At 60.0% G+C, this 22,417-nt stretch carries 19 protein-coding genes, 1 tRNA gene and 1 pseudogene; 10 read left to right on the forward strand and 11 right to left on the reverse strand.

Annotated features, from left to right (window positions below; genetic code table 11):
* Nucleotides 1-3: 3 nt before the first annotated feature.
* On the reverse strand, nucleotides 4-1,290 hold the full coding sequence (locus ACQUSW_RS12220) for a sugar ABC transporter substrate-binding protein (RefSeq protein WP_428932583.1): 1,287 nt from the start codon (nucleotides 1,288-1,290) through the stop codon (nucleotides 4-6).
* 163 nt (nucleotides 1,291-1,453) lie between these two features.
* Here ACQUSW_RS12220 and ACQUSW_RS12225 point away from each other — a divergent pair, with 163 nt between their 5' ends.
* Both ACQUSW_RS12225 and ACQUSW_RS12230 read left to right on the forward strand, forming a co-directional pair.
* Nucleotides 1,454-2,446, forward strand: a complete 993-nt coding sequence (locus ACQUSW_RS12225; protein ID WP_428932584.1) for an N-acetylglucosamine kinase — start codon at nucleotides 1,454-1,456, stop codon at nucleotides 2,444-2,446.
* Nucleotides 2,447-2,500: 54 nt separating this feature from the next.
* The gene (locus tag ACQUSW_RS12230) at nucleotides 2,501-3,832 is read left to right on the forward strand and encodes a nicotinate phosphoribosyltransferase (RefSeq protein WP_428932585.1); all 1,332 of its coding nucleotides are present in this window, start codon (nucleotides 2,501-2,503) and stop codon (nucleotides 3,830-3,832) included.
* 12 nt (nucleotides 3,833-3,844) lie between these two features.
* On the opposite strand, the gene ACQUSW_RS12235 is transcribed toward ACQUSW_RS12230, so the two are convergent.
* Genes ACQUSW_RS12235 through ACQUSW_RS12245 form a run of 3 tightly spaced genes read right to left on the reverse strand, consistent with a single transcriptional unit; the run spans nucleotide 3,845 to nucleotide 7,170 of the window.
* Complete coding sequence (locus tag ACQUSW_RS12235; RefSeq protein WP_428932586.1) at nucleotides 3,845-4,111, reverse strand: DUF3039 domain-containing protein; 267 nt, start codon at nucleotides 4,109-4,111, stop codon at nucleotides 3,845-3,847.
* Nucleotides 4,112-4,153: 42 nt separating this feature from the next.
* Nucleotides 4,154-5,731 carry a hypothetical protein gene (locus tag ACQUSW_RS12240; protein WP_428932587.1) on the reverse strand — a complete coding sequence of 526 codons (1,578 nt, stop codon included), beginning with the start codon at nucleotides 5,729-5,731 and terminating at the stop codon, nucleotides 4,154-4,156.
* Nucleotides 5,707-7,170, reverse strand: a complete 1,464-nt coding sequence (locus tag ACQUSW_RS12245) for an ABC transporter ATP-binding protein (protein WP_428932588.1) — start codon at nucleotides 7,168-7,170, stop codon at nucleotides 5,707-5,709. The genes ACQUSW_RS12240 and ACQUSW_RS12245 overlap by 25 nt, the downstream gene beginning before the upstream one ends.
* Nucleotides 7,171-7,389: 219 nt before the next feature.
* Between ACQUSW_RS12245 and ACQUSW_RS12250 the strand changes: the two genes are divergently transcribed.
* Together ACQUSW_RS12250 and ACQUSW_RS12255 are read left to right on the forward strand one after the other, a co-directional pair.
* Entirely contained in the window at nucleotides 7,390-8,082 is a 693-nt protein-coding gene (locus ACQUSW_RS12250) for a phosphocholine cytidylyltransferase family protein (protein WP_428932589.1), read from the forward strand.
* 142 nt (nucleotides 8,083-8,224) lie between these two features.
* Nucleotides 8,225-8,530 carry a hypothetical protein gene (locus tag ACQUSW_RS12255; protein WP_428932590.1) on the forward strand — a complete coding sequence of 102 codons (306 nt, stop codon included), beginning with the start codon at nucleotides 8,225-8,227 and terminating at the stop codon, nucleotides 8,528-8,530.
* 30 nt (nucleotides 8,531-8,560) lie between these two features.
* On the opposite strand, the pseudogene ACQUSW_RS12260 reads toward ACQUSW_RS12255, so the two are convergent.
* Nucleotides 8,561-9,541: pseudogene (locus ACQUSW_RS12260) on the reverse strand (aldo/keto reductase).
* Between the two features lie 9 nt (nucleotides 9,542-9,550).
* Nucleotides 9,551-10,798 carry a CDP-glycerol glycerophosphotransferase family protein gene (locus ACQUSW_RS12265; protein ID WP_428932591.1) on the reverse strand — a complete coding sequence of 416 codons (1,248 nt, stop codon included), beginning with the start codon at nucleotides 10,796-10,798 and terminating at the stop codon, nucleotides 9,551-9,553.
* A 108-nt stretch (nucleotides 10,799-10,906) separates the two neighbouring features.
* Between ACQUSW_RS12265 and ACQUSW_RS12270 the strand changes: the two genes are divergently transcribed.
* Nucleotides 10,907-11,947, forward strand: a complete 1,041-nt coding sequence (locus ACQUSW_RS12270; protein ID WP_428932629.1) for a glycosyltransferase family 2 protein — start codon at nucleotides 10,907-10,909, stop codon at nucleotides 11,945-11,947.
* Between the two features lie 22 nt (nucleotides 11,948-11,969).
* On the opposite strand, the gene ACQUSW_RS12275 is transcribed toward ACQUSW_RS12270, so the two are convergent.
* The 3 genes from ACQUSW_RS12275 to ACQUSW_RS12285 all read right to left on the reverse strand — a co-directional run bounded on the left by ACQUSW_RS12275 (nucleotide 11,970) and on the right by ACQUSW_RS12285 (nucleotide 16,289).
* Nucleotides 11,970-13,421, reverse strand: a complete 1,452-nt coding sequence (locus ACQUSW_RS12275) for a CDP-glycerol glycerophosphotransferase family protein (protein ID WP_428932592.1) — start codon at nucleotides 13,419-13,421, stop codon at nucleotides 11,970-11,972.
* Nucleotides 13,418-14,722: a CDP-glycerol glycerophosphotransferase family protein gene (locus ACQUSW_RS12280; RefSeq protein ID WP_428932593.1), complete on the reverse strand. Its 1,305-nt coding sequence runs from the start codon at nucleotides 14,720-14,722 to the stop codon at nucleotides 13,418-13,420. The genes ACQUSW_RS12275 and ACQUSW_RS12280 overlap by 4 nt, the downstream gene beginning before the upstream one ends.
* 61 nt (nucleotides 14,723-14,783) lie before the next feature.
* Nucleotides 14,784-16,289, reverse strand: a complete 1,506-nt coding sequence (locus tag ACQUSW_RS12285; RefSeq protein ID WP_428932594.1) for a trypsin-like peptidase domain-containing protein — start codon at nucleotides 16,287-16,289, stop codon at nucleotides 14,784-14,786.
* A 97-nt stretch (nucleotides 16,290-16,386) separates the two neighbouring features.
* Between ACQUSW_RS12285 and ACQUSW_RS12290 the strand changes: the two genes are divergently transcribed.
* The gene (locus ACQUSW_RS12290; RefSeq protein WP_428932595.1) at nucleotides 16,387-17,592 is read left to right on the forward strand and encodes an aminotransferase class I/II-fold pyridoxal phosphate-dependent enzyme; all 1,206 of its coding nucleotides are present in this window, start codon (nucleotides 16,387-16,389) and stop codon (nucleotides 17,590-17,592) included.
* Nucleotides 17,593-17,660: 68 nt separating this feature from the next.
* Here ACQUSW_RS12290 and ACQUSW_RS12295 read toward each other — a convergent pair whose 3' ends face one another.
* The gene (locus ACQUSW_RS12295; protein WP_428932596.1) at nucleotides 17,661-18,494 is read right to left on the reverse strand and encodes a carbon-nitrogen hydrolase family protein; all 834 of its coding nucleotides are present in this window, start codon (nucleotides 18,492-18,494) and stop codon (nucleotides 17,661-17,663) included.
* Nucleotides 18,495-18,621: 127 nt separating this feature from the next.
* On the opposite strand from ACQUSW_RS12295, the gene ACQUSW_RS12300 reads away from it, so the two are divergent.
* From ACQUSW_RS12300 to ACQUSW_RS12310, 3 genes are all read left to right on the forward strand, one after another.
* Nucleotides 18,622-18,698, forward strand: a tRNA-Met gene (locus ACQUSW_RS12300).
* Nucleotides 18,699-19,172: 474 nt separating this feature from the next.
* A complete protein-coding gene (locus tag ACQUSW_RS12305) occupies nucleotides 19,173-20,126 on the forward strand; it encodes a tyrosine-type recombinase/integrase (protein ID WP_428932597.1) in 954 nt (317 codons plus the stop codon).
* Between the two features lie 16 nt (nucleotides 20,127-20,142).
* Nucleotides 20,143-20,715: a hypothetical protein gene (locus ACQUSW_RS12310; protein ID WP_428932598.1), complete on the forward strand. Its 573-nt coding sequence runs from the start codon at nucleotides 20,143-20,145 to the stop codon at nucleotides 20,713-20,715.
* 3 nt (nucleotides 20,716-20,718) lie between these two features.
* Here the strand turns inward: ACQUSW_RS12310 and ACQUSW_RS12315 are convergent, their stop codons facing one another.
* A complete protein-coding gene (locus tag ACQUSW_RS12315) occupies nucleotides 20,719-21,576 on the reverse strand; it encodes a hypothetical protein (RefSeq protein ID WP_428932599.1) in 858 nt (285 codons plus the stop codon).
* 238 nt (nucleotides 21,577-21,814) lie between these two features.
* Between ACQUSW_RS12315 and ACQUSW_RS12320 the strand changes: the two genes are divergently transcribed.
* Nucleotides 21,815-22,372 (forward strand): recombinase family protein, encoded by a 558-nt coding sequence (locus tag ACQUSW_RS12320; RefSeq protein ID WP_428932600.1) that lies wholly within the window; start codon nucleotides 21,815-21,817, stop codon nucleotides 22,370-22,372.
* The last annotated feature ends 45 nt before the right edge of the window (nucleotides 22,373-22,417 follow it).

Genomic DNA, 22,417 nt, shown 5'->3' on the forward strand with positions numbered 1-22,417 from the left:
TACCTACTTCGTGTTGAGCAGTTCAGTCATTTCTGCCGCGGCAGCTTTTGCTGCGTCGGCAACAGTGCGCTGACCACTGAGAATTTCTTGCATCATCGTGTTGGTGGTCTGCTTGGCTTGCACCGCACCAAACTGCGGTGTTACCGGTACCGAAGCGCCGCCATCAACCATCTGCTCGGCGAAGGGAGCAACCAGCGGGTCGGTCGAAGCAAGGGCGTCTTGCATGAGCGACTCCACGCCGGGGAAGTATCCGGTAGCATCTGCCCACTCTGAGGCCAGTTCACCCGTCGTCATGATCTTGACCAGTTCCCACGCCAGCTCGGGTTCCTTCGAGTCTTCAAAAATCGACAGGTGCGAACCGCCCAGCACCGAGGGAGCAATACCACCGTCTTTACCAGGAATCACCGCAACACCGATCTTGCCCTCCATCTCGGGATTGGCTTCAATCAGCGACTTTGGCGTCCACGAGCCCGACAGCATGGTGGCTACGGTGCCCTGGGTGAAGGCATCACGCACATCGGTTTCTTTCCACGTTGTCGCCCCCGCGGTGGAGAAACCGTGTTCGAGTGCCAGGTCGGCATAGAACGTCAGACCTTCAATAGAGGCATCCGAGTCGAGCTCAGAAACCCACTCGTCACCGTCTTGTACCGCGACCTCGCCGCCCGCACCCCATACCCACGGGTACACCTGGAACTCGGCGTTACCGGGCACAGCAAATGCTGCCATCTCGGGGTATGCCGCTTTAATCTTCTCGCCGTTCGAAACAATTTCGTCCCACGTCGTAGGTGCCGAAAGGCCGAGCTCTTCATAAATATCGGCGCGGTAAACAATCGAACGTACCCCGGCATACCACGGCATACCGAACAGCTCTCCGTCGTACTCCCCCGACTCTTGGAGGCCGGCCACGAGGTCATCGCGCAGGCCAGACTCGGCGTCGACAAAGTCATCAATCGGAACCAGTGCTCCGGCGTCGGCGAACTCCGGAGTCCAGGTGGTGCCGGTCTCGGCAACATCGGGCGAGGTGCCGCCAGCGATCGCCGTCACAAAACGGTTGTGGGCGTCGGCCCACTGCACCTCTTCGAATTTGACGGTTGCGCCGGTTTCTTCATTGAACTTCTTCGCCACAGCGTCGAGATAGGCAGTGGAGTCGGGGTTTGTTCCCTGCATGATCCATGCCGTAATGGTTTTACCTTCACCGTCGACAGGACCATCGCCACTATTACCCGAATCGCCGTTCGAACAACCGGCAAGAGCCAGAGCCGCAACAGTGCCCAGAGCGAGCGTTGACATGAGACGAATTTTCATAGGTGACCCCGGTTTCTTCATTGAAAACATCTGTTTCTTCGGTGAAATGAGCCGCGGGTTCAACCCCGCCGGTGTAAGTAGTATTCACCCAGCACCACATCTATGCAAACAATTTTCATGAGCGTGATCATTTCGATACTCTCTGTGTATGACGAGCAGAGCCGCGGTAATGGCCATCGACGTGGGCGGCAGCGGCATCCGGGGTGCATTTCAGTCGGCCGACGCCAGAGGTTCCGCCGATGTCGCGCGCACCGAGTATGAACTCGATGCCGCCTACACGCACACCGATCTTGCCGACACTATTACGGGCGCGACCACAACAGCCATCACACTGCAGCCACCCGCAACCACACTCACCGCCATCGCAATCAGCAGTCGTGGTGTCGCGTCGCTGGTCGCGCAGCCTCATGCGCTCGCTCAGCAGTTGGCACATACCACCGGATGCCCCGTGACTATCGTTGCCGATGCTGTCGCGGCCCACGAAGGCTGCCTGGGAGGCATGCCCGGCATTGTCTCGGCGGTAGGCACCGGATGCATCACTCTCGGCACGAACACCAACGGCAGCCTCATCCGCGCCGGTGGATGGGGCCCTCTCTACGACGATCACGGCTCAGGATTCTGGATCGGCGCGCAGGCGCTTTCTCGCGCTGTTCGCTTCGCAGAAGAAATACCCACTCCTCACGCCGAGCCTCACGCTCTCCTTCATGCAGCCGAAGCACGATTCGGTGCCGTCGACGACTGGCCCGCCGCTATCTACCCGCACGGCGACGGGGTGTCACGAATAGCAGCCTTTGCTGCCACAGTGGCAGAGCTTGCAGCATCCGGTGACTCGGCGGCACGAGAAATCGTCGATGAGGCAGCCGAGCATGTTGCCGCGGCAATCATCTCGTGCGCACGACGCGGCGCGGCGACCCGCGTGGCGTTGACAGGTGGCGTTGCGCGGTCGCAGGTTTTTTGCGACGCTGTCGAGCGCGCCGTACTCGCACAGGCGCACCTGCTTTCTGACCCCGAAAGCGTGCAGTGGCACCGGTCGACCGGCACGCCCCTCGACGGCGCACTGATCCTGGCGCACCGAACAGCACAGCAGACTGTTACCACCCACCCCGGGCTCGCGTGGTCAAGCAGCCCGACCCGACGCTGAGTCATCGATGCTGCCAGAACTGTTTTTACCCGCCCGGGTTATTACACTTAGCGCATGACCTTCGCTTCGACTGCGCTGTTGACCGACCGCTACGAACTGACCATGCTAGGCGCTGCCCTCCGCGACGGTACAGCTTCGCGCCCCTGCGTTTTCGAACTCTTTACGCGCAGGCTCTCGGGCGGCCGACGCTTCGGTGTGCTCGCCGGCACCGGACGCCTTTTGAGCATGCTGCGCAATTTTCGTTTCGGCGACGACGAACTGCGGTTCCTGCGCGACGAGAACGTGGTCGACGCCGAGACACTGAAATATCTCGAAGCGTACGAGTTTCGCGGCACGATTCGCGGTTATCGCGAGGGAGAACTCTATTTTCCTGGTTCTCCTGTGCTCACCGTCGAAGGCAACTTTGCCGATGCCGTCGTGCTCGAAACACTGGCGTTGAGCGTGCTCAACCACGATTCCGCTGTGGCAACGGCTGCCGCGCGTATGAGCATCGCTGCAGGTGAACGACCCCTTGCCGAAATGGGGTCGCGGCGCGCAGCCGAAGCATCGGCGGTTGCTGCCGCCCGTGCCGCCTATATTGCCGGTTTCGGCGCAACCAGCAACCTTGAAGCCGGACGACGTTGGGGCATTCCCACAATGGGAACCGCAGCGCATGCCTGGACTCTTCTGCACGACAGCGAAGAAGATGCGTTTCGCGCCCAGGTTGACGCGCTCGGCCTTGCAACCACCCTGCTCGTTGATACGTACGACATTCAGCGCGGCGTAGAAACAGCCGTGCGGGTGGCGGGAAAAAACCTCGGGGGCGTACGCATTGACTCCGGCGATTTACCGATTGTTGCCGCCGAAGTGCGCGAGCAACTCGACGCTCTCGGTGCCACGAACACCGAGATTACTGTTACCAGCGATCTCGACGAATACGCCATCGCCGCTCTTGCCGCATCGCCCGTTGACGCCTACGGCGTAGGAACCTCTGTTGTCACCGGCTCCGGCTACCCGACAGCCAGCATGGTTTATAAGCTCGTCGCCCGACAAGAGGCATCCGGGGAATGGATTCCCGTGGCCAAAGCGTCGTCCGACAAGGCTTCACAGGGCGGGCGCAAAACGGCTTTTCGCACGATTGCCGACGGTGTCGCGCGCGAAGAGACCGTGACAGTCTCGTCGGGTTACGAGCACAGCGATACCGCCAGTGACCATCCGGATGCCCGTGCACTACAGGTAACCCTGGTCGACAACGGTCACATCAACGACACCTACGAAGGCCCCGCTGGTACGCAGTTGGCGCGCGAACATCACCTGCGTGTTCGTGAAGAACTGCCTGTGCGCGCTCTTGCGCTGAGTAAATCAGACCCGGCTATCCCGACGGTTTTTGTTGACGCGGCTCACTAAGAAGCCACGCGCCTACTTCATGAGTGATTCGTAGATCTCTTTGCACGTCGGACACACGGGAAATTTCTCGGGGTCACGGCCCGGAGTCCACTTTTTTCCGCACAGCGCTCGTACGGGTTTACCGGTGAGCGCCGATTCGAGGATCTTCTCTTTTTTCACATAGTGCGAGAAACGCTCATGGTCGCCGGGCTCTTGTAACTCTTCTTCGAGCAGTTCTTCGAGTTCACGGTCGAGGGTGGCAATACCACCCTGTTCAGGGGCGTCCAAAGGAGTACTCATGTCGTGATTCTACTGCGCTGGTGCACCTGCGGGCGCTGTTGTCTAGAACGAGTCGATGAATTCCATCAGTCGCGTGCCTCGACGTTCAAACAAGACCCCGCCTATGACCGTGCCCAGGGCGACGACAACAACTCCCGTGATCACGCCGGTTACCAGCGCCGTGGTGACCGACCGCGTCGGGTCAATCAATGCCTGCCATGCGAGCCACAGGGTGGGGCTTGCCAGCACGAGTGCTCCCAAGAGGGTTCCGGCCTGCCCCCAGCCACCGTGAGACAGCGACGATCGCTGCGGCTGCTTAAAGGGGCTGTCACCGGGGTGAGTGACCGCATAGGGGTACACGGCCGAAGCAATCGACGACAACCCGAGCCCACTAAAGAACAGCGCGAACGTTGCGCCGATAAGTGTCGGTAGCAGCGACCAGCGGCCAATCACCGCGAGCGTACCCGCGAGTGCAATCGCAATCAGCGGCACAGAAATAAGAATGATCGGAACAAGCCTTCCCCAGCGGTCAGCGGTGCCGCGAACACCGGCGGAAACATGGGTCCACAGTGCCGTGGAGTCGTATGCCGTGTCGTTATGCGGCAGCCAACCAAGAAACAGTGCCAGGATGAGAACCGGCAGGGCTGCGGCGTGCACCATGGGCACCCCCGCCACCAGCAACGGAACGATAGCGATAACCGCGGCCACCGGAATAATCACGACATTGGCGATATAGCGTCGGTCGCGCAGCCAGTAGGTGAGGCTGCGCGCGGCTACCGCCCCAAACGCATTTGCTGGCAAGAGCGAAAACCATCCCAGTCCGCCCCATTCTTGCGAGCGTTGACGCGTTTGTCCGGCCGAGAAAACCCGCATAACCCGCCACTGCCAGAGGGCGGCAAAAACAAACACCGTACCGACGGCAATGAACCCACTCAGCAGCGCCTGCGAAGAGTTGCCGGATGCCGCGGCAAAAGGCCACGCAAAAGCTGCACCGAATGGCGTGTTAGCCGCGATGGCTGTCGCGGTCTGCAGCTGTGTGGGTACTCCGCCATCGCCCCAGGTGGAAGAAACCAGCAACAGCGCCGTGGGTATAGCCACCACGATCACGGCCAGGGCAAAAAGCGCGGTGAGTTCACGTGAGCGGCGTTCGGGAAGAATACGTGCCGTGATCACCAGTGCGAGCCGCGCGCCGATAATACAGGTAAAGAGCGCGCAGATGGCGCTCGCAATAGCAACGGCCGGTGGCGCACCGTGGTCGATCGTAACGCCGGCGACGATGCCAAGAACGATCATCAGCGCGATCGTCGGAACGCTGATAAACGCAGCACCCAGCAGTGTCAGCGGTAACCACCGAGGTTCGATGGGCAGGCCGATAAAGTTTCGCGGGTCGAGTGGGTCAGTAGCTCCAGCAACCACGGGGGCTGCGCAGGCACCCACAACGATTGCGGCACCGACAAGTACAACAACTGTTTCGGCAACGGTAGCCGTTGTCGCCGCTAGCGCGCGCACAGCGAGTGCTGCGGCAACGGTGGCGATGACCAGCAGCAGAAACGAGGTGATGAATCGTGCTGTGCGCTGACGTTGACCGCGCAGTGGTGCCAGCAGCAGATCGACCCTTAGCCGGAGAATGAGTGCAGCCACTCCAGGCCCTCCAGATCGCTACCGCTACCCGAAAGCTGCGTGAATCGTTCCGCTAACGACAAACCGTCGCGCACCTCGTCGACGGTCCCCTCGGCCAACACAACTCCTCGGCCAATAATCGCTATGCGTGAGCACACGCGCTCCACCAGGTCGATTCCGTGGCTCGAGAGCATCACGGTGCCGCCATGGCTGACATAAGCGTGGAGCACATCAAGAATGGCTTCAGACGACGCAGGGTCAACCGACTCAAAAGGTTCATCGAGAATGAGCACCCGCGGCGAGTGGATGAGCGCACCGGCGAGCATGATTTTCTTCAGCGTACCCGCGGAATAATCAGAAACCACACGGCCCAGAGCACCGGTTAAATCAAACGCCTGAGCAAGGTCGGACGCCCGCGTTTCTACCACGTCGGCGGTGAGTCCCCGCAGCATCCCGTGATAGTACAGCAGCTGGCGACCGGTCAGTCGATCAAAAGTGCGTAGCCGGTCGGGCAGCACACCGATGGCTTTGCGTGCTGCCATCGCTTCGGTTTCTAGGCTATGACCCGCAACCGTTACCGAACCGCCGTCGGCGCGAAGAAGGCCCGAAATAATCGACAGCGTCGTCGTTTTTCCTGCACCGTTCGGCCCGACAAGGCCGTAGAAGCTACCGGCCGGCACACTCAACGACACCCTGTCGAGCACGGTCGAACCGGAATATGTTTTTGTTAGCTCGCGTGCTTCCACCGCCAGAGGCGCATCCGCATCGGGCGGAATAACCACCGGCCGCGGGCGCGGAAGGAGGTCTGCTGGGGCCGCAGGCTGTGCGGCAAGTACCGGCTCGGCCACGGCATCCGGTTCATCGACCGCAACAGGTTCTGCCACCGCAAAAATCTCAGTAACGACATCAGCGTCGTCTTCGGGTTCGGGGTCTCGCTCGTCGTCGTGCTCGTGCTCCGCGGCTACTGGCTCAGCGTGCACCTTTGCTTCTGCGACTGCCTGAGCTTCTGCATCGGCTTCAGCCAGCGCCTCGGCTTCAGCCAGCGCCTCAGCTTCAGCCCGCGCTTCAGCCTCCGCTTTTGCCCGCGCCTCTGCTTCAGCCTTGGCCCGGGCCGCTGCCTCAGCCTTGTGCTTGCGCGCCTGAGCAAGCTTCGCTTTTCGCTTTGCTGCCGCCACCTGAGCCGCGGTTTCTTTCGCTGCTTCTTTCTCGGCAGCTGTACGTTCCTGCGCCGCCTGCTCCTGCTTTTTCTTCACTGCGGCTGCTCTTTCAGCCTGCCTTTGCGCAGCCGCGCGAGCACGCGCTTTCTGCGCTGTCGTTACCGTGGCTGTGCGCTTTTTTACCGCCGCAACCCTGGCACGTTCTTCTCGCGCAGCCTGTTTCTGCGCGGCAGTCGTAGCGGCAGCACCGGGTCGTGCCGTATCAGTTTCGGCGGGTGAGCGATCGTCAGAGGCAGCTGTCACCCCACCACGGTATCAACCGACGCTTGAGATTCATCGGCGCACGCACGCGCGTTCACCCGTGTTCTTCCTGAAGATATGCCGTGCACTCGATTACGAAACAGCAACACCGTCGACGTTTTATGGTTCCACTCAGCACTCGTCGTTACCATGTACCCGACACGAAGATGTGTCGCTTCGGTGAATTCACCGTAAAACATCATCTTCTTTCGGGAGTAATTTGTGGCTCTTCAGACCGTCATTCTCGCAGCAGGAATGGGCTCGCGCCTGGGCCGTGCCCTGCCCAAACCGCTGACAGCGCTCAACGACGGTCGGTCGATCATGCAGCAGCAGCACGACAATATTCGCGCTGCATTCGGCTCAACCGCCCGTATCACGACGGTTGTGGGATACCGAGCAGAGACCATCATTGAAGCTTTCCCGCACGCCCACTACGTGCACAACGAGCGTTACGACGAAACCAACACGTCAAAGAGTCTGCTGCGTGCCCTGCACACCACGGGCCGTGGTGGCGTTCTCTGGATGAACGGTGACGTCGTTTTCGACCCACGTGTACTGGGCCGCGCTATTGACCTGATTGAACGCGATCAGTCGTTTGTTGCCGTTAACACGGCAAAGGTCAGCGATGAAGAGGTCAAATACACCGTTACGGCAGAAGGCTTTATCAACGAGCTTTCTAAGACGGTTGTTGGTGGCATCGGTGAAGCCGTCGGCATCAACTATGTTTCTTCTACGCACAAAAAAGCGTTTATGCGTCAACTGCAGCGCGTCGGCGATCAAGACTATTTCGAGCGCGGTTTAGAACTTGCGATCGCTGAGGATGGCGTGCTCATCGAGCCGCTCGATATCTCTGATCTGTATGCCGTCGAGGTTGACTTTGCTGAAGACCTGGAGCGCGCCAACCTCTTCGTTTAACCGAAGAAGCGACCGTCCGCTCTCTTTTCGGCGCCGATAACGGTTCCTCCCCAACCACTCAACATTCACGGTTATGCACCGTGAGCACAACCACCGCGCGCACAATATCTGCCGTGTCAGTGCTCGCTTTTACGGTGCTGGCATGGCTTTTCACGACGACTCATCCTCGGTACCTCACGAACCCGCCTATGCCCTGCCATGGTCAGCCGATGTGCGTGATTTTCGGCACCCTCGACTCGCACTTCGCGGTATGGAGCCCGTCGACTTTGTCACGGTTTTTACCCGAGGCGACGGTCGCATGGACGATGCCCAATTGTGGGGCCGTGTGCTCCCGGGAGAAGTGCTCGATCTTTGCCTGTGCGCCTACACGGGTGACGACGTAACAGTGTCGATCACGTGGTTTCGCGAACGCGGCGGCGACGAGCATATTTGGTCGTTTACGCCGTGACCCTCGCCGCCGCGTCAGCACAACGGTGACTTACACGAAGCCTTCGAGATGCCGCGGCGTGTAATGTGCACCCAGTTGCTGCAGTTCTTCGTCGCTCAGTTCAAGGTCAACCGCAGCCACTGCGTCATCCAGGTGGTGCGGTTTGGTCGTGCCGACAATGGGCGATGATACGACGGGCTGGTGCATGACCCACGCCAGTGCCACCTGCGCAGGGCTCACGCCGCGCTCCTGCGCAACAGTAAACACGGTTTCGACGGTTGCCCGATCTCCGGCCTCGTTCTGCTGATACAACACAGCGGCGAGCGGATCAGTTTCGAACCGAGCGGAGTGTTCGTCCCACGGGCGCGTCAACTTGCCCCGTGCAAGGGGACTCCACGGCAGGGCTCCTACTCCCAGGTCACGACACAGCGGGTACATCTCACGCTCATCTTCACGCGAGAGCAGGTTGTACTGGGCCTGCATAGAAATAAACTCGGTCCAGCCGTGCAGTCGTGCCGTGTACTGGGCTTTGGCGAACTGCCAGGCCCACATCGACGAAGCACCGATGTAGCGCACCTTGCCTGAACGGACCACATCGTGAAGCGTTTGCATCGTCTCTTCGATAGGAGTGTCGTAGTCCCACCGATGAATTTGATACAGATCGATGTAGTCGGTGTCGAGGCGACGCAGGCTCGCGTCAACCTGTTCGAGAATGTGGCCGCGAGACAGCCCTCGCCCACCGGGGCCCTACCGCATCGGCGAAAAAACCTTGGTTGCGATAACAACCTCTTCGCGTCGCGCATAGTCTTTGAGCGCTCGCCCTAGAATTTCTTCGCTGCGTCCGGCCGAATACACATTGGCCGTGTCGAAAGTGGTGATGCCCTGTTCTAGCGCTCTGCGAATGAACGGGCGGCTCTCGTCTTCGGGCATCGTCCAACCGTGTCGGCCCTGGTCGGGTTCACCAAAACTCATGCACCCGAGCGTCACCGCCGAAACAGTTAAACCGCTCGAACCAACGCGCTGATATTTCATGGAGTTCTCCTACCGCATGCCGTATGACTGACCGTTCTCGTGCGCATGCCAGCGATCCCACTCGTGCAAAAGCTCCTCGATTGCACCGTGAAACTTTGCTGTCGCCGCGCCCGGACTCGTGTCGCCGAAATAGTGCGTCGCCCAGTAACGTAGCCGTTCGACTGCACGGGTGTCATCGCGTACGCGGGCCACCTCGTCGACGATGCTAGTGGCAGCATCAGCGTGAAGCCACTCGCAGGCCGATAAATATCCTCCTGTGTCAACGACAGCATTTTTATCGCTCGGCATAGTTACCATCAGCGGCTTTCCTGTTGCCAGGCGGTCATAGATCATGGCAGAGATATCGACAATGGCTACGTCGGCTGCTGCTAACTGCCACCCCAAATCGGGTCCGTCATCGTAGACATGCGCCGCTGCGGGGTCGGTCTTGTTCGCGGCAGCGAGCGCCGAAATAATCCTCTGGTTAGCGGCTCCGTACTCGGGCCGCACAACGCCCGAGCGCGGGTGCGGGCGATAAATAATGCGGTGCTTGCCCGTTGCCAACAGTTCGCGCACGAGAGCTTCGCCATGTGTACCGATCGAACCATAGTGTGCTTGCGGGCGGTCGCCCTCCCACGTCGGGGCGTACAGCACCACGGTTCGGTCGTCGGGCTCATAGGGCAGCGCTCCCGAGTAATGATCGGCCTGCGGTCGTCCGATCTCGCGTGTGCGCGTATCGAGGTCGTAATTCCACAGCACACGGCTCAGGCGATCGCGAGCGGCCTGACCAGCAATAAAGGCATAGTCATAGGCCTTGTACTGGTTCGTGGTCATATACATCTTGTCGGACTCGCCGTGGTTGATAAATACGTGCCAGCGGCGTGCATAACGAAACATTTGAAAGTTGCGGGTGTTTTGGTTGACGTACAGCACAACCTTCAGCGGCTGCTGGGCAACAAAGCGTTCGACGTCACGCACGGTGGGCACGAAGGTTACCGGGAGTCCGCTTTCTTTGAGCAGCAGTTCGGCGCCGGTCGCCGACCGTGCAATCAGCACAACAGGCCAGTGACGTGCCAATTCTTGTAGCGGTCGATACCACTGGCGCAGTTGATAAATGTTCACCGCGCCGTCGGCAAAATAAACGCCGATCACGTATTCGCCGGGACTGTGCCGCGGGAGGGCTGCTAATTGCCGCCTGACCCTTTGCACTGCCGATCGCGATTGTAAAGCGCGTCGTAACAGGTCATACGACTTTCGTGCATCCGACATCACACCCATCCCTTTAGATTACCGAGGCCTGTCGTGACTCAGCTTCGTATCTGCTTGGCATGGGATGATCACAGGGTGAAGCCCAACCGCCACGGTGCAGATGCAGTGTCATTCGTGATGCCGGTGCTGAACGAACTCGATTACCTCGAAACCGCAGTGGCATCGGTATTGCAGCAAGAGGTTCCTGGTGCTTCCGAGCTCATTTTGGCGCTGGGTCCGTCGAGTGATGGCACAACGGAGTTGGCTGAACGCATTGCTGCAGCCGACCCACGCGTACGGGTTGTCTATAACCCGCAGGCACATATTCCGGTGGGTTTAAACCTGGCCATTCGTGCCAGCAAGCATCCCATCATCGTGCGCGTCGATGCACATTCCGAGCTTGCTCCCGGGTACACGGTGCAGGCGATCGAGACTCTCCATCGCACGGGCGCTGCCAACGTCGGCGGTATTATGCACGCGCAGGGGCGCAACCCGTTTCAACGGGCGGCAGCATGGGCCTATAACTCGCGCGTCGGACTCGGTGGTGGTGCGTATCACGGTGGTGATGAAGAGCAAGAAGCAGAATCCGCGTACCTCGGGGTGATGCGGCGCGAAGCCATTGAGAGCGTCGGACTCTTTGATGAGTCGGTGCGCCGAGGCGAAGACTGGGAGCTCAATCTGCGGCTGCGACAGGCGGGGTTTCGGGTGTGGTTTGATCCGGCTCTTTCGGTCACGTACTGGCCTCGTGAGAGTCCGCTGCGACTGGCACGACAGTTTCGGGCCACGGGTACGTGGCGCGGCGAACTTGTTCGCCGCTATGGGCGTAGCAACAGCATCCGGTTTTTTGCCCCGCCCCTGCTGTTTGTCGCGCTCATTATTGCTGTTGCGGTGGCAATAGCGCAGATGACAGGGCTGTTTTCTGGGCCCTGGTTGCTGTGGTCAAGCATTGTTTATGTTCCGTTGGCGCTGTATGTGCTGCTTATCGCCGCCACCGCGTGTGTTCCGGATGCTGGTGCCCACGCCGTACGCCGGGGTCTGCGTGGTCGCCTATGGACCCTCGCGGTGCTGCCCACCATGCACCTGTCGTGGGGGTGCGGTTTTCTTATCGGCGTTATGCACGGCGCGCACGACACCGTCGATGCTTCCAGGCTCGGCACCCGCAACACTCCCCTGCCATAGCTTTGTGTGCGCTCGCAGCGCCCTAGCGACGCAGATAGCCCTGGTCAAAGAGGCGATCAACCACGCGTGAGGCCGCCTGGCCATCATCGAGCGAGTTAAACTGCGCGCGCCACGCGGCATACTTCTGCGCAAAGTTCTGACTGACAGCCGGGTCGTTGAGAGCCTCGGTCAACTCATTCTGAGTGCTCACAAGGGGGCCCGGCGCTCTCTCGCTCAAATCAAAGTAGAAACCTCGCAGTTCGCCGCGGTAGTGCTCAAGATCGGGAACCAAAAAATATAGCGGCCTGCCGGTAACGCTGAAATCGAACATCACCGAGGAGTAGTCGGTGATCAACGCATCGGCAATGAGTAGCAGCAGCGACGTGTCAGAAAAACCAGTGACATCAATGACCCGCGCACCCGACTGGTCTTTGCCGTGCGTAAGGGTTCGTGAATGGCCGCGCACGAGCACAACAGCATCCGTGTCGCGGGCGAGTTTTTCGAGGTCGATAAAGTCGACGATTTCGGTACGGTCATCACGCCACGTGGGCGCATACATCACCACGCGCTCCTCGGCTCCGATGCCCAGCGACTGGCGCACAGCAGCCGCAGTACCATCAGCAGTACCCGTCACAAGAACATCGTTACGCGGATACCCCTCAACCCACAGTGTTCTGCGAAAAAACGCATATGCCTTTTGCAGAATGCGAGCAGCGTAGGCGTTTTGGGCGAGCAAAATATCCCAGCGACGCGACTCACGAATGACGGCCACCATACGCCGCGGATCAAACCCGGGGCGGTGCAGAGCCAGCCGTTTGAGCGGCGTACCATGCCAGGTTTGCAGCACGCGCTGACCCTTTTTACGCACATACCGGCGTCGCAGCCAGTCGTTGACGATCAGCAGACGTGACTCACTGCGCGCCCTCCACCACTGCGCCGAACCCTCAACAACGGCAACAGCACCCTCGGGTACGGGCACCGAATAGTCGGTCACACTCCAGTAGCGCGTGATCTCGGGTGCACGCCGGGCTATTTCACGGTCGAGCGCCTGGGGGTTGCATCCGGTAGAAAAACCATAAAAGCTTTCGAAAAATACAGCATTTTCGGTAGCCCCTGCCTGCCAGCCATACCGGGCTTCGAGCGTGCGCTGTCCATCGGCCGACGCCAAACGAGGATCAATCGGCGGCGAAATTGTCACGTCGTCGCCGCGCACAGTCACAAGCAGCGAGGGTAAAAGCGCATCGACAGCAGTATTTTCGGCGGCGAGATCGACGCCCGCGATCGCCAGACGATACGAACCCGAAGGCAGCGGCAGCTCCGGCCCGCCCCAGCGTGCAGCGCGCAAAACAAAAAGAGCGCGCCATGTCTTGCCACGACCGGTCAATTTCGCTTCAACGCGTGCCCGTGGCCCCTCTAACACAGCCCAGTCCGGGCGCGCGCCCACGCCCGACACAATGATCGACGCGCTCTCTTCATCCACGCGAACGCTCGTCATGCTGTTCCTCTCGCTGTGAGTCGACGGCGACTCGACAGCCACCGCGCAGGCGACTGTACAGCACTACCGTAACGCGACACGATCACGCGATATAAACGCTCGGTATTTTTACCGTCACGAAACGCGTGCATATGGGCGCTGAGCTCGGCAGAATCCCGTGCATATTCTGCCTCTATCGAAGGCTCGCTCCACAGCGTCTGCAGAGTTGCCAACACGTCGTGCCACGAACGCGCAGGCTCACGACCCGCCAACACCTCGGCGAGTGTTCCATACAGGCCGCGAGTGGCGGCATAGGTTTCGGCATCCGGAGCAAAACACACCACCGGAGTTGCCAATAGCCCCGCGTCGTACAGCAGCGAAGAATAATCGGTGACCACCGCATCGAAAGCCGCCAGCAACACCGTGACGTCGGGGGCGGCATCCGAACCCAGCATGTGCACCCCCGGCAGCGGCAGCGCCGACTCATAATCACCACGACCCAGCGGATGCGGGCGAATAAACAGCTGCGCATCATGCTGCTGGAAGAACGCAGCGATCCGCTGCCACTCCCCCGCATTCGGCACAGCCGGATCAATCTGCCCGTCACGCCACGTGGGCGCATACAGCACCCTGCGTGCGCGCTGCTGCGACGCCTGCGGCACCGCCCGCTGCAATAGTTTTTGCGCAGTTGTACGACGTTTGTCACGCGACCCCGCCGAAAGCACATCGACCCGCGGCTCACCCGTTACCACCACGCGCCCATACGGCAAACCAAAAGCCGACTCTAAACGGCCGCGAGCGCGATGCGATGCCGCCGGAAGAATACGAATAGCCGCCTGCGTGCGGCGATACAGCGTGGCCATCGCCGCACGTGCCCACCGAAAACGAGAAAGTATGGGCACATCGACGGTGACAGCAGAGTCGAGGCCGATCTTTTTTAGCGGAATACCGTGCCATAGCTGCACAATAAAACCGCGGCCGGTACCAAAACGGTTCACGTCGCCGAGGCCATGCGTAACAACAATGACTCCGGCGCGGGCCGTTGCCCACCAGCCTGCCCACGAATTTTTGCGCACAGTGCGGATGCCGTGCTGTGCAGCCTGCTGCTGCTCCGTGCTCGACGCCACCAGCCACACAGAATCGTGACCATGCGCGTGAGCTGTCTTCCACAGTGCTAAAGCGCCGTCGGCCACACCCACGGCGCAACCAAAAACCCACCTGTCGGTGCGCGGTATCAGGCCCGTGGCAGCCCTACCCGCAATGTACAGGGGTACGCGTGCGAGCTTTGCTGCATTGCCCGCCCGAAAAGAGAACGACGCCACGGTGGGAGCCTATCGCGCTCTGATGGGCGGGCAACACAGCCCGGCCGCACACGGACTGTTACTACAGTGCTCCGAGCGTTGCCGTCACGGTTTGCGTGCGCCCATTGCGCACAAACGTCACGGTCGCCTCACTCGCCGCTGCTGCAGCGCGCACCTGAGCGGTCAAATCCGCAGCGCTCGTAATCGGTGCGCCGTTAAACTCCGTCACCGTGTCACCGTCACGGAGCCCTGCTTCTTCGGCAGGCCCGCCCGGTGTGACCTCGGCAATGTGAGCGCCCACCACCGATGCGCCCTTCACCGTACTTGCCGAACGCACCATGGCACCCAGCAGACCATGCGAAGCCTCGCCCGTATCAATGATTTCATTCGCCACACGCTGAGCAACATTCGACGGAATAGCAAAACCAACACCGATCGAACCGGAATCATTCTGCGAATTACCCGCTGTAGCAATCGCCACGTTAATGCCGATCAGCTCGCCCTTATCGTTCACGAGAGCACCGCCCGAGTTACCGGGGTTAATAGCGGCATCCGTCTGGATCACAGCGATCGAGATCGTCTCATTCGCTGTTGCTGCCCCGGGGCGCTGCCCCGGAAGGTCAAACAGGAACGGCCGTTCACCCTCGCCCTGCTCATCACCATCATTCTCGTCTCCCGATCCTTCGGGAGCCGCCGCCGAAGCAATCTCAATACTCCGGTTCAACGCGCTCACGACACCGGTTGTCACTGAGTTCGACAGTCCCAGGGGTGCACCCACTGCCACCGTCGTTGCGCCGACATTCAGCGCCGACGAGTCAGCAAATTCAATCGGCGTCAAACCCGAAGCATCGGCCAGCTTGAGTACAGCCAGATCATAAATGGGGTCAACGCCCACCACCGTGGCATCAACAATGCGGCCATCCGAGGTCGTCACACGAATATTCGGCTCGGCCACCCCACCGTCGAGAGTCACCACATGCGCATTCGTCAGCACGTGACCCTCGTTATCGAGCACAACACCCGAACCACTCCCGCCGCTCGTGCGACTGGAGACCTCAATCGTCACTACAGAAGGCACCGCCTTAGCAGCGATCGCCGTAGCAGCCTCGACCGAATCAGGGTTATTCACCGTGACCGTGCCCGGGCCGCTCGCCGAGGTCGACGAACCACTGTCGGTCAACATTGCGTGCAAAGCCGAACCGCCATAACCGGCACCACCACCCAAGAGCGCGGCCGCCAGCAACAGCGCAGCAGCCTTCGTACCGCCACGACGAGCCGTCGGCTGCTGGGACTGAGAGTGCTCCGGGTGCTGAGCGTGCTGAGACTGCTCTGCGGCAAGCCCAAAGCTGCTCAGCGGCACCGTGGGGCCGCCGGCATCCGGTTGTGCATTCGATTGCGCCTGCGGCTGTGCATTCGGCACCGCACCCGACGGTGGCGCAAAAATGGCGTGCACAGGATCAGTGGGCTGCGCCGGGTTCGTGGGCTGCGCCGGGTTCGTGGGCTGCGCCGCGGGTGCACTCGAGAACACAGTGGGCATATCGTGACCGGCACCTGTGGCGTGGTCAGGATGAAAATTTTGGTCGTTCATGGTGCTCCTTCACATCGGACACTTTCACAGTGACGCTGGAGTCTGTGTATTTCTTATGTCTGCGATGAATGTCTGCTTAGCCATTACCCTGGGCCGCATGGGAATCGTCACGGGAGCATGGCGGCGCACAGCCGCCGGAGCAGGTTTACTTTCGCCGGATGGCAACGTCGCATCCACTATTTTCGCAGAGATTTCAGCGCTCGCGGCCCGAACGGGGGCGGCAAACCTGGGTCAGGGGTTTCCGGATGCTGCGGCCCCGGCCGAAGTCCTCGAGGCCGCGCGGTCTGCTATTGCCCGCGGGCACAACCAGTATGCGCCGGGTCGCGGCGAGGCGGGGCTGTTGCAGGCGATTGCGCAGCATCAGCAGCGATTTTATGGGCTGCCACTAGATCCGGAACGTGAGATTGTTGTGACGGCCGGCGCCACCGAGGCTATTGCGGCGACACTGCTGGCGCTCATTGATTCGCCCCACGACGAAGTGGTGGTGTTCGAGCCGTTCTACGACTCGTACGCTGCGGTTGTCGCGCTGGCTGGCGCAACTCTGCGTACGGTGCCGCTGCGGTTGCCCGATTTTCAGCCCGATCATGATGAGCTCGCTGCCGCTGTCACCGACCGCACCCGCATCATTCTTGTCAACGACCCACACAACCCCACCGGTACGGTGTTTGATCGCGCCACGCAGGAGCTCATTGTTGAACTCGCGCACCGCCACGACGCCATTATTGTCACCGACGAAGTGTATGAACACCTCACGTTTACCGGCCCGCACGTGCCCCTGGCGACCCTGCCGGGTGCAGCCGAACGCACCCTCACGATTTCTTCGGCCGGTAAAACGTTCTCGGTCACCGGCTGGAAAATCGGGTGGATCCACGGGCCCGCCCCACTCATTACCGCCGTGCTCACCGTAAAACAGTTTTTGACCTACACCAATGGCACGCCGTTTCAGCAGGCCGTCGCGGTGGGGCTGGGGCTTGACGACGCCTTTTTTGCTGCCGCTCGCGAACAGATGATCAGCAAACACCGGATGCTGCACGACGGCCTTACCGCTGCTGGTTTTACTGTTTATGCTCCCCAGGGTGGGTACTTTACCGTCACCGATGCAGCTGGGGTGGGCGGCACCGATGCCGATACTTTCTGTCGTGCACTGCCCGAACGTATGGGGGTTGCGGCGATACCGCTCACCGCGTTCGTCACCGAGCGCAACCGCCATCTCTACGCGAGCCTCGTCCGTTTTGCCGCGTGCAAGTCTGCCGAGGTGATCGATGAAGCCATGCGCCGGCTGAGCGGGATGAGACGCGCCTAGCACGGGCGGCCTGTGGTGCGACGTTGGCGGTGGGCGCCAGCATCCGGAACATTCTGTCGCGGGAATATTTATGCCCGGCGCATCATGGGGCTCACCCGGTAGCGCCGTAGTCGCAGCGCCGGATTGACCTCGCGCACACGCGCGATCTCTGACGTGTCGAGGTGGGCCAGCGCAATACCTTCGTGCGTGCTGACGGCGGCGATCGTCACACCCTGCGGATCGACCACGGCAGAGTGCCCCACGCCAATGGGCGTCGGGTGGTCGGCGGCCACAACATAGGCGGTGTTTTCAATCGCGCGCGCCGCCAACAGCGTCTGCCAGTGGTGTTCTTTGAGAGGACCACGCACCCATTCCGCCGGCACAATAAATACGTCGGCGCCCGCATCGGTGAGGGTTCGTGCGACCTCAGGAAAACGCAGGTCGTAACACGTCATCACGCCAATCGTGAAGCCCGCGACCACAAAAGTTTCGGGCGTTGTGAGGGGGCCGGGCGCAATCCACTGCGATTCGCGCTGCCCAAAAGCATCGTACAAATGCTGTTTGCGGTGGGTGGCAACAACACCGTCGGCAGTGACCGCAACAGCCGTATTGTGCACGCGAGCCGGATGCTGGTCGCCACCGCCCGCACCCGAATTCTGCGCTACTTCAATGAGACCGGCAACAATCGTGACGGCGTGCTCGCCCGCCAGCTGCTGCAGGTGCTGCACAAAAGGACCATCGAGCGGTTCGGCATTCTGTGCGAGCCTCCCATCGATGGGATTAACAAAAAAGTTGCTGTATTCCGGAAAAACCACCAGCTGCGCACCGCGTTGCACGGCATCGCGGGTGAACTGGCTCATACGCTGCCGGTTATCGGCAACATCATCGGTAGGGGCAAATTGGCACACGGCAACAGCAAGCATGCTTCTATACTGCCGCCCACCGCCGTACGACGATAGAGGCATGTCGCCCCATGACACGCCCGAGACAACCACGCCACACACACGATTCGCGGCACCCCCAGGCCCATGCTAGAGTTATGTCTTGTGCCGCGGGGTGGAGCAGTTCGGTAGCTCGCCGGGCTCATAACCCGGAGGTCGTAGGTTCAAATCCTGCCCCCGCAACCAGTGCCGAAGGTCCGACTCTCTTGCCAGAGGGAGTCGGGCCTTCTTTCTTGTCCGCGGGGGTGGTAGAAGAAGTTAATTCCTCGTGGTTTGTTTGGTTTTCAGTTGTAAGTTTTTCAGCAGCATAGCCGTAGACGATTGGGTCGATCGGCAGCTCGCCACGCAACCACTCCTCCGACACATCGAAAGCTTCCGCAAGCTTCTTCACGTCCGATGCTTTCCATCGGCCTTTTTTCTGCTCCAGCATCTTGTACTGCAGCGTCCTGTAGTCGAGGCCTGTGATCCGCTGTACTCCAGCGAGCTTCATATTTCCGTTGAGAAACATCAGCAAGTTCGTTCGGACGGAGATATGTTGCTGCTCCGTCGTTGCGATCGCGCGGGTTGTCATGCCCCAAAATCTACGCTAAATATGCGACATAGTGGCGCCTCAACACGCCAAAGTAGTAGATTTTGAGAATCTGGCGAACGAGGACAACTGTGTTGAAGGAATATAAGGCATCACTTGTCGCTGCCGGTCGTGCTTCAAACACCATTGTTCAGCGAGTAGGAGACGTAGAACGCTTCATGCGGTCGGTTTCCAATCTTGAAGCCGTAACCGCAGCGGATGTTACGGCGTATTTCGCTGCGCACCCCCAATGGAAACCGGAGTACCGCAAGAAAGTTGCCACTAGTTTGCGCCTGTTTTTTCGATGGGCAGGACGAGAGCGATTGATCCACGACCCGTCGCGTGGCTTGCCAGTGGTACGAGTTCCGCGTTTTGCTCGCCCACCGGCACCAGATGCACTCATTGAAGATGTACTGAGATCTGCACCCCTGAAAGATCGTGCTGTCTTGCTTTTGGGAGCCACACTCGGGCTCCGCCGCACAGAGATCGCAACGCTGCATCCACGTGATCGACTGGAACGTGTCTTGACCGTGACCGGCAAAGGCGGTCACTCTCGTCGGATTCCGCTCGATGACCACACACTGGCCACGCTACGTGAGCTGGAACGGGAGCAAGGTGCGGACAGTTACTATTTTCCGGGGACCAGCGGGACCGGTCATGTCCATCCGTGCACGATCTACAAGTGGGTGCGCCGCATGCTTGGCCCGGATTGGACACCGCACAGCCTGCGTAGACGGGCCGGTCATGCCGGCTTTCAGCGGACAACCAACATTCGCGCTGTCCAGACTCTGTTAGGACATGCATCGTTGGACACGACCGCTCTCTATGTCCACGTTGATGAGGACGACGTAGCTGAGGTCACTGCGGCCACCAGTATGGCAACCAAGCTCCCGCTCCCTGGACCGTTAAACGCGGTAGTCATGCCGGACAACTCGGTCGCTGATGTTCTTGAACAGATAATGACCGTGTCCGCACGTGCTCGAGCTGCAGGGCTGAATGTGATCTTGTCGGTGGAGTCTCATACAGACCGCACCACAACCATGTGACTAAAGAGCGCTGTTTATGGAGCACAATTGGATCATGGATGGATACTTCCGGTTAGTCCAGCGTCCACAGCGTCTTCGGAACCTGGAGGGGCTCTCGGAGTCCGGCCTGTTCGCGGCCGCAGTATCCGTGATGCTCGGTTGGCGTGAAACATTTCCGTTTCAAGCCGCCGTCGAGCGGCAGTTCGGCGGAGACCCGGTGAGCCATTTCACAATGAAGGTGGACCCGGGGCTGATGCGGTATGAACTCCATAATCTCGACACCGGAGACTTCGAAACCTACGACGGCTGGGCCCATGAGAAGATTTTCAATGGCAAACCACAAGCGTGCTCTGTGAGGTCGGTGAGCCCGGAGGCTTTTGTGACAAGGCTCGCCTTCCCAACATCCCTCGGCGTATGGGGACGCCCCGGGGATAACTACACACTGACGGGTGGAGCCACGATCGAGGGCGACCTGATCCGCCTCGACCTCGTGCACATCACCGAAAAAGCACTTCAGGGTGCGCTCTATGTGAGCGCACCCCTCAGCATGGCCGTGAAGATGGACACACCGAACATATCGGTCTCGTACAACTCCATCTGTTGGATCTGACGATCAGAGTGGCGCTTCCTGCCCATTGGGGAAGTAGCAGCGATTCTGACTCACACTGCAGGTAAACCGGTGGCTGGGGATACCTCCGTCGAAGTTCCCGCTGAATCCTTTCGCTGAGTCCACGATGCGGATGTTGTCGATAAGCACCGAGTGCGAGCCCTCCTCCGTCATCTCTCCTGTCCACGTCGTCGTGGTTGCGAATGATGCATTGGAGAAAGGCACACGATCAAGCTCAATTGGGGTATAGATCCAGTTCTGCTTGCGGCTCGTGAATGATCCGCTCATCGTTGGGCTTCCCGCCGACGGTATAATTTTGAAGAGGTTCTGCGCTGACGGCCTACCTGGGTACATGTTCCACTCCCAGTCGATCGTGCGCTGCCAGATGATTGCGCCGTTACTCGTGTTGTACTCGCCGTATGCCGCGCAGCCGTAGATGAGCTCATGCAGCTCGCTCTTGATCGTGCGCGTCACGCTGCCATCACACACTACGGCCATTGAAGCTGCGGAATACGGGACTGCGAGAGGCTCCGTGGACGCTGAATCTTCCGGATCGGCGGGATGTGACGTCACGTTTCTACTCGATGTCGACTCATCTGAGAACCTCACTTCAACCTGGGCCCGCTCCTCATTGGGTGTCCCGGCATCGGCTGTCACGACCACCTGATTCCCAAAGCATAGGAACTGGATGGTCTCGTGCGGCTCGATCTCGGCATGTTGTGCCGCCAGCTTCGCCACGTCAACACAGGTACCTTGTGTGCTGGCATCAGGTCCCTCATCAGCAACCGCGCCAAATGGAGCGGATCCGAGTACCAGCGCGGCCGCGACTGCGGCGACAATCCGTGACCCCTTGCGAATATTCATTCATGCACCTCCGGTTCGGCCCCGACGTCTTTGACGGGGCATGCAAAGCTGTCTAGCATCCAGGCCACAGAAAACGGCACCGCCACTCGAAGGGAATCTCACAATGGCTGCCAGTAACGATCGTTTTCGGCCAGATGCCGAATGTGACACCGTGCTTGGGCGACACGCCGAGAAGCGCCCTCCGAAACCCCCTGCCGAAACCAAAGTGCGTCGAAACTCAGACGGTAACGTTTTCGGCATGGGACATATCGTGGGATACGCACGAGTATCCAAACGTGAACAGAATCCGAACGCGCAGACCGCTGAGCTGCGAGCCGCCGGATGCGACCGAGTGTTCGTTGATCATGGAGAGTCCAGTCGTGTCGCCGACCGACCGCAATGGTTAGCCTGCCTTGACTATCTCCGACAGGGGGACACCCTCAAGGTACGTCGACTTGATCGGCTTGCTGGTAGCGAGCGCATGCTGATCGAGACGTTGCAAGACCTAGAAGCTCGACAAGTAAATATCGTCAGTCTTACCGAGCCGATGATTGATACAACGACACCGATGGGGCGAGCGCTTTATGGCATAGTTGCTGTTTTTGCGCAGCTACGGGTTGATACGATTCGCGAGAATACTCTGCGTGGCCTTGAGTATGCGCGCAGTCAAGGAAGGTCTGGCGGACGGCCGACAGTAATGACACCCGAGCGAATCGCCACTGCTGAACGTCTGCGTGCCGAGAACCAGAGCTGGGAAGCTATTGGCCGCGTGCTCGGTGTGGGCGCGTCAAGTGTGCGGCGATCCCTTACCTCATAGCTTGACATAATTGACGCATCCCCTAAGGAAGTAACTTCTTTAGGG

The organism is Microbacterium luticellae (assembly GCF_050408645.1).
In the GTDB taxonomy this organism is placed as follows: Bacteria; Actinomycetota; Actinomycetes; order Actinomycetales; family Microbacteriaceae; genus Microbacterium.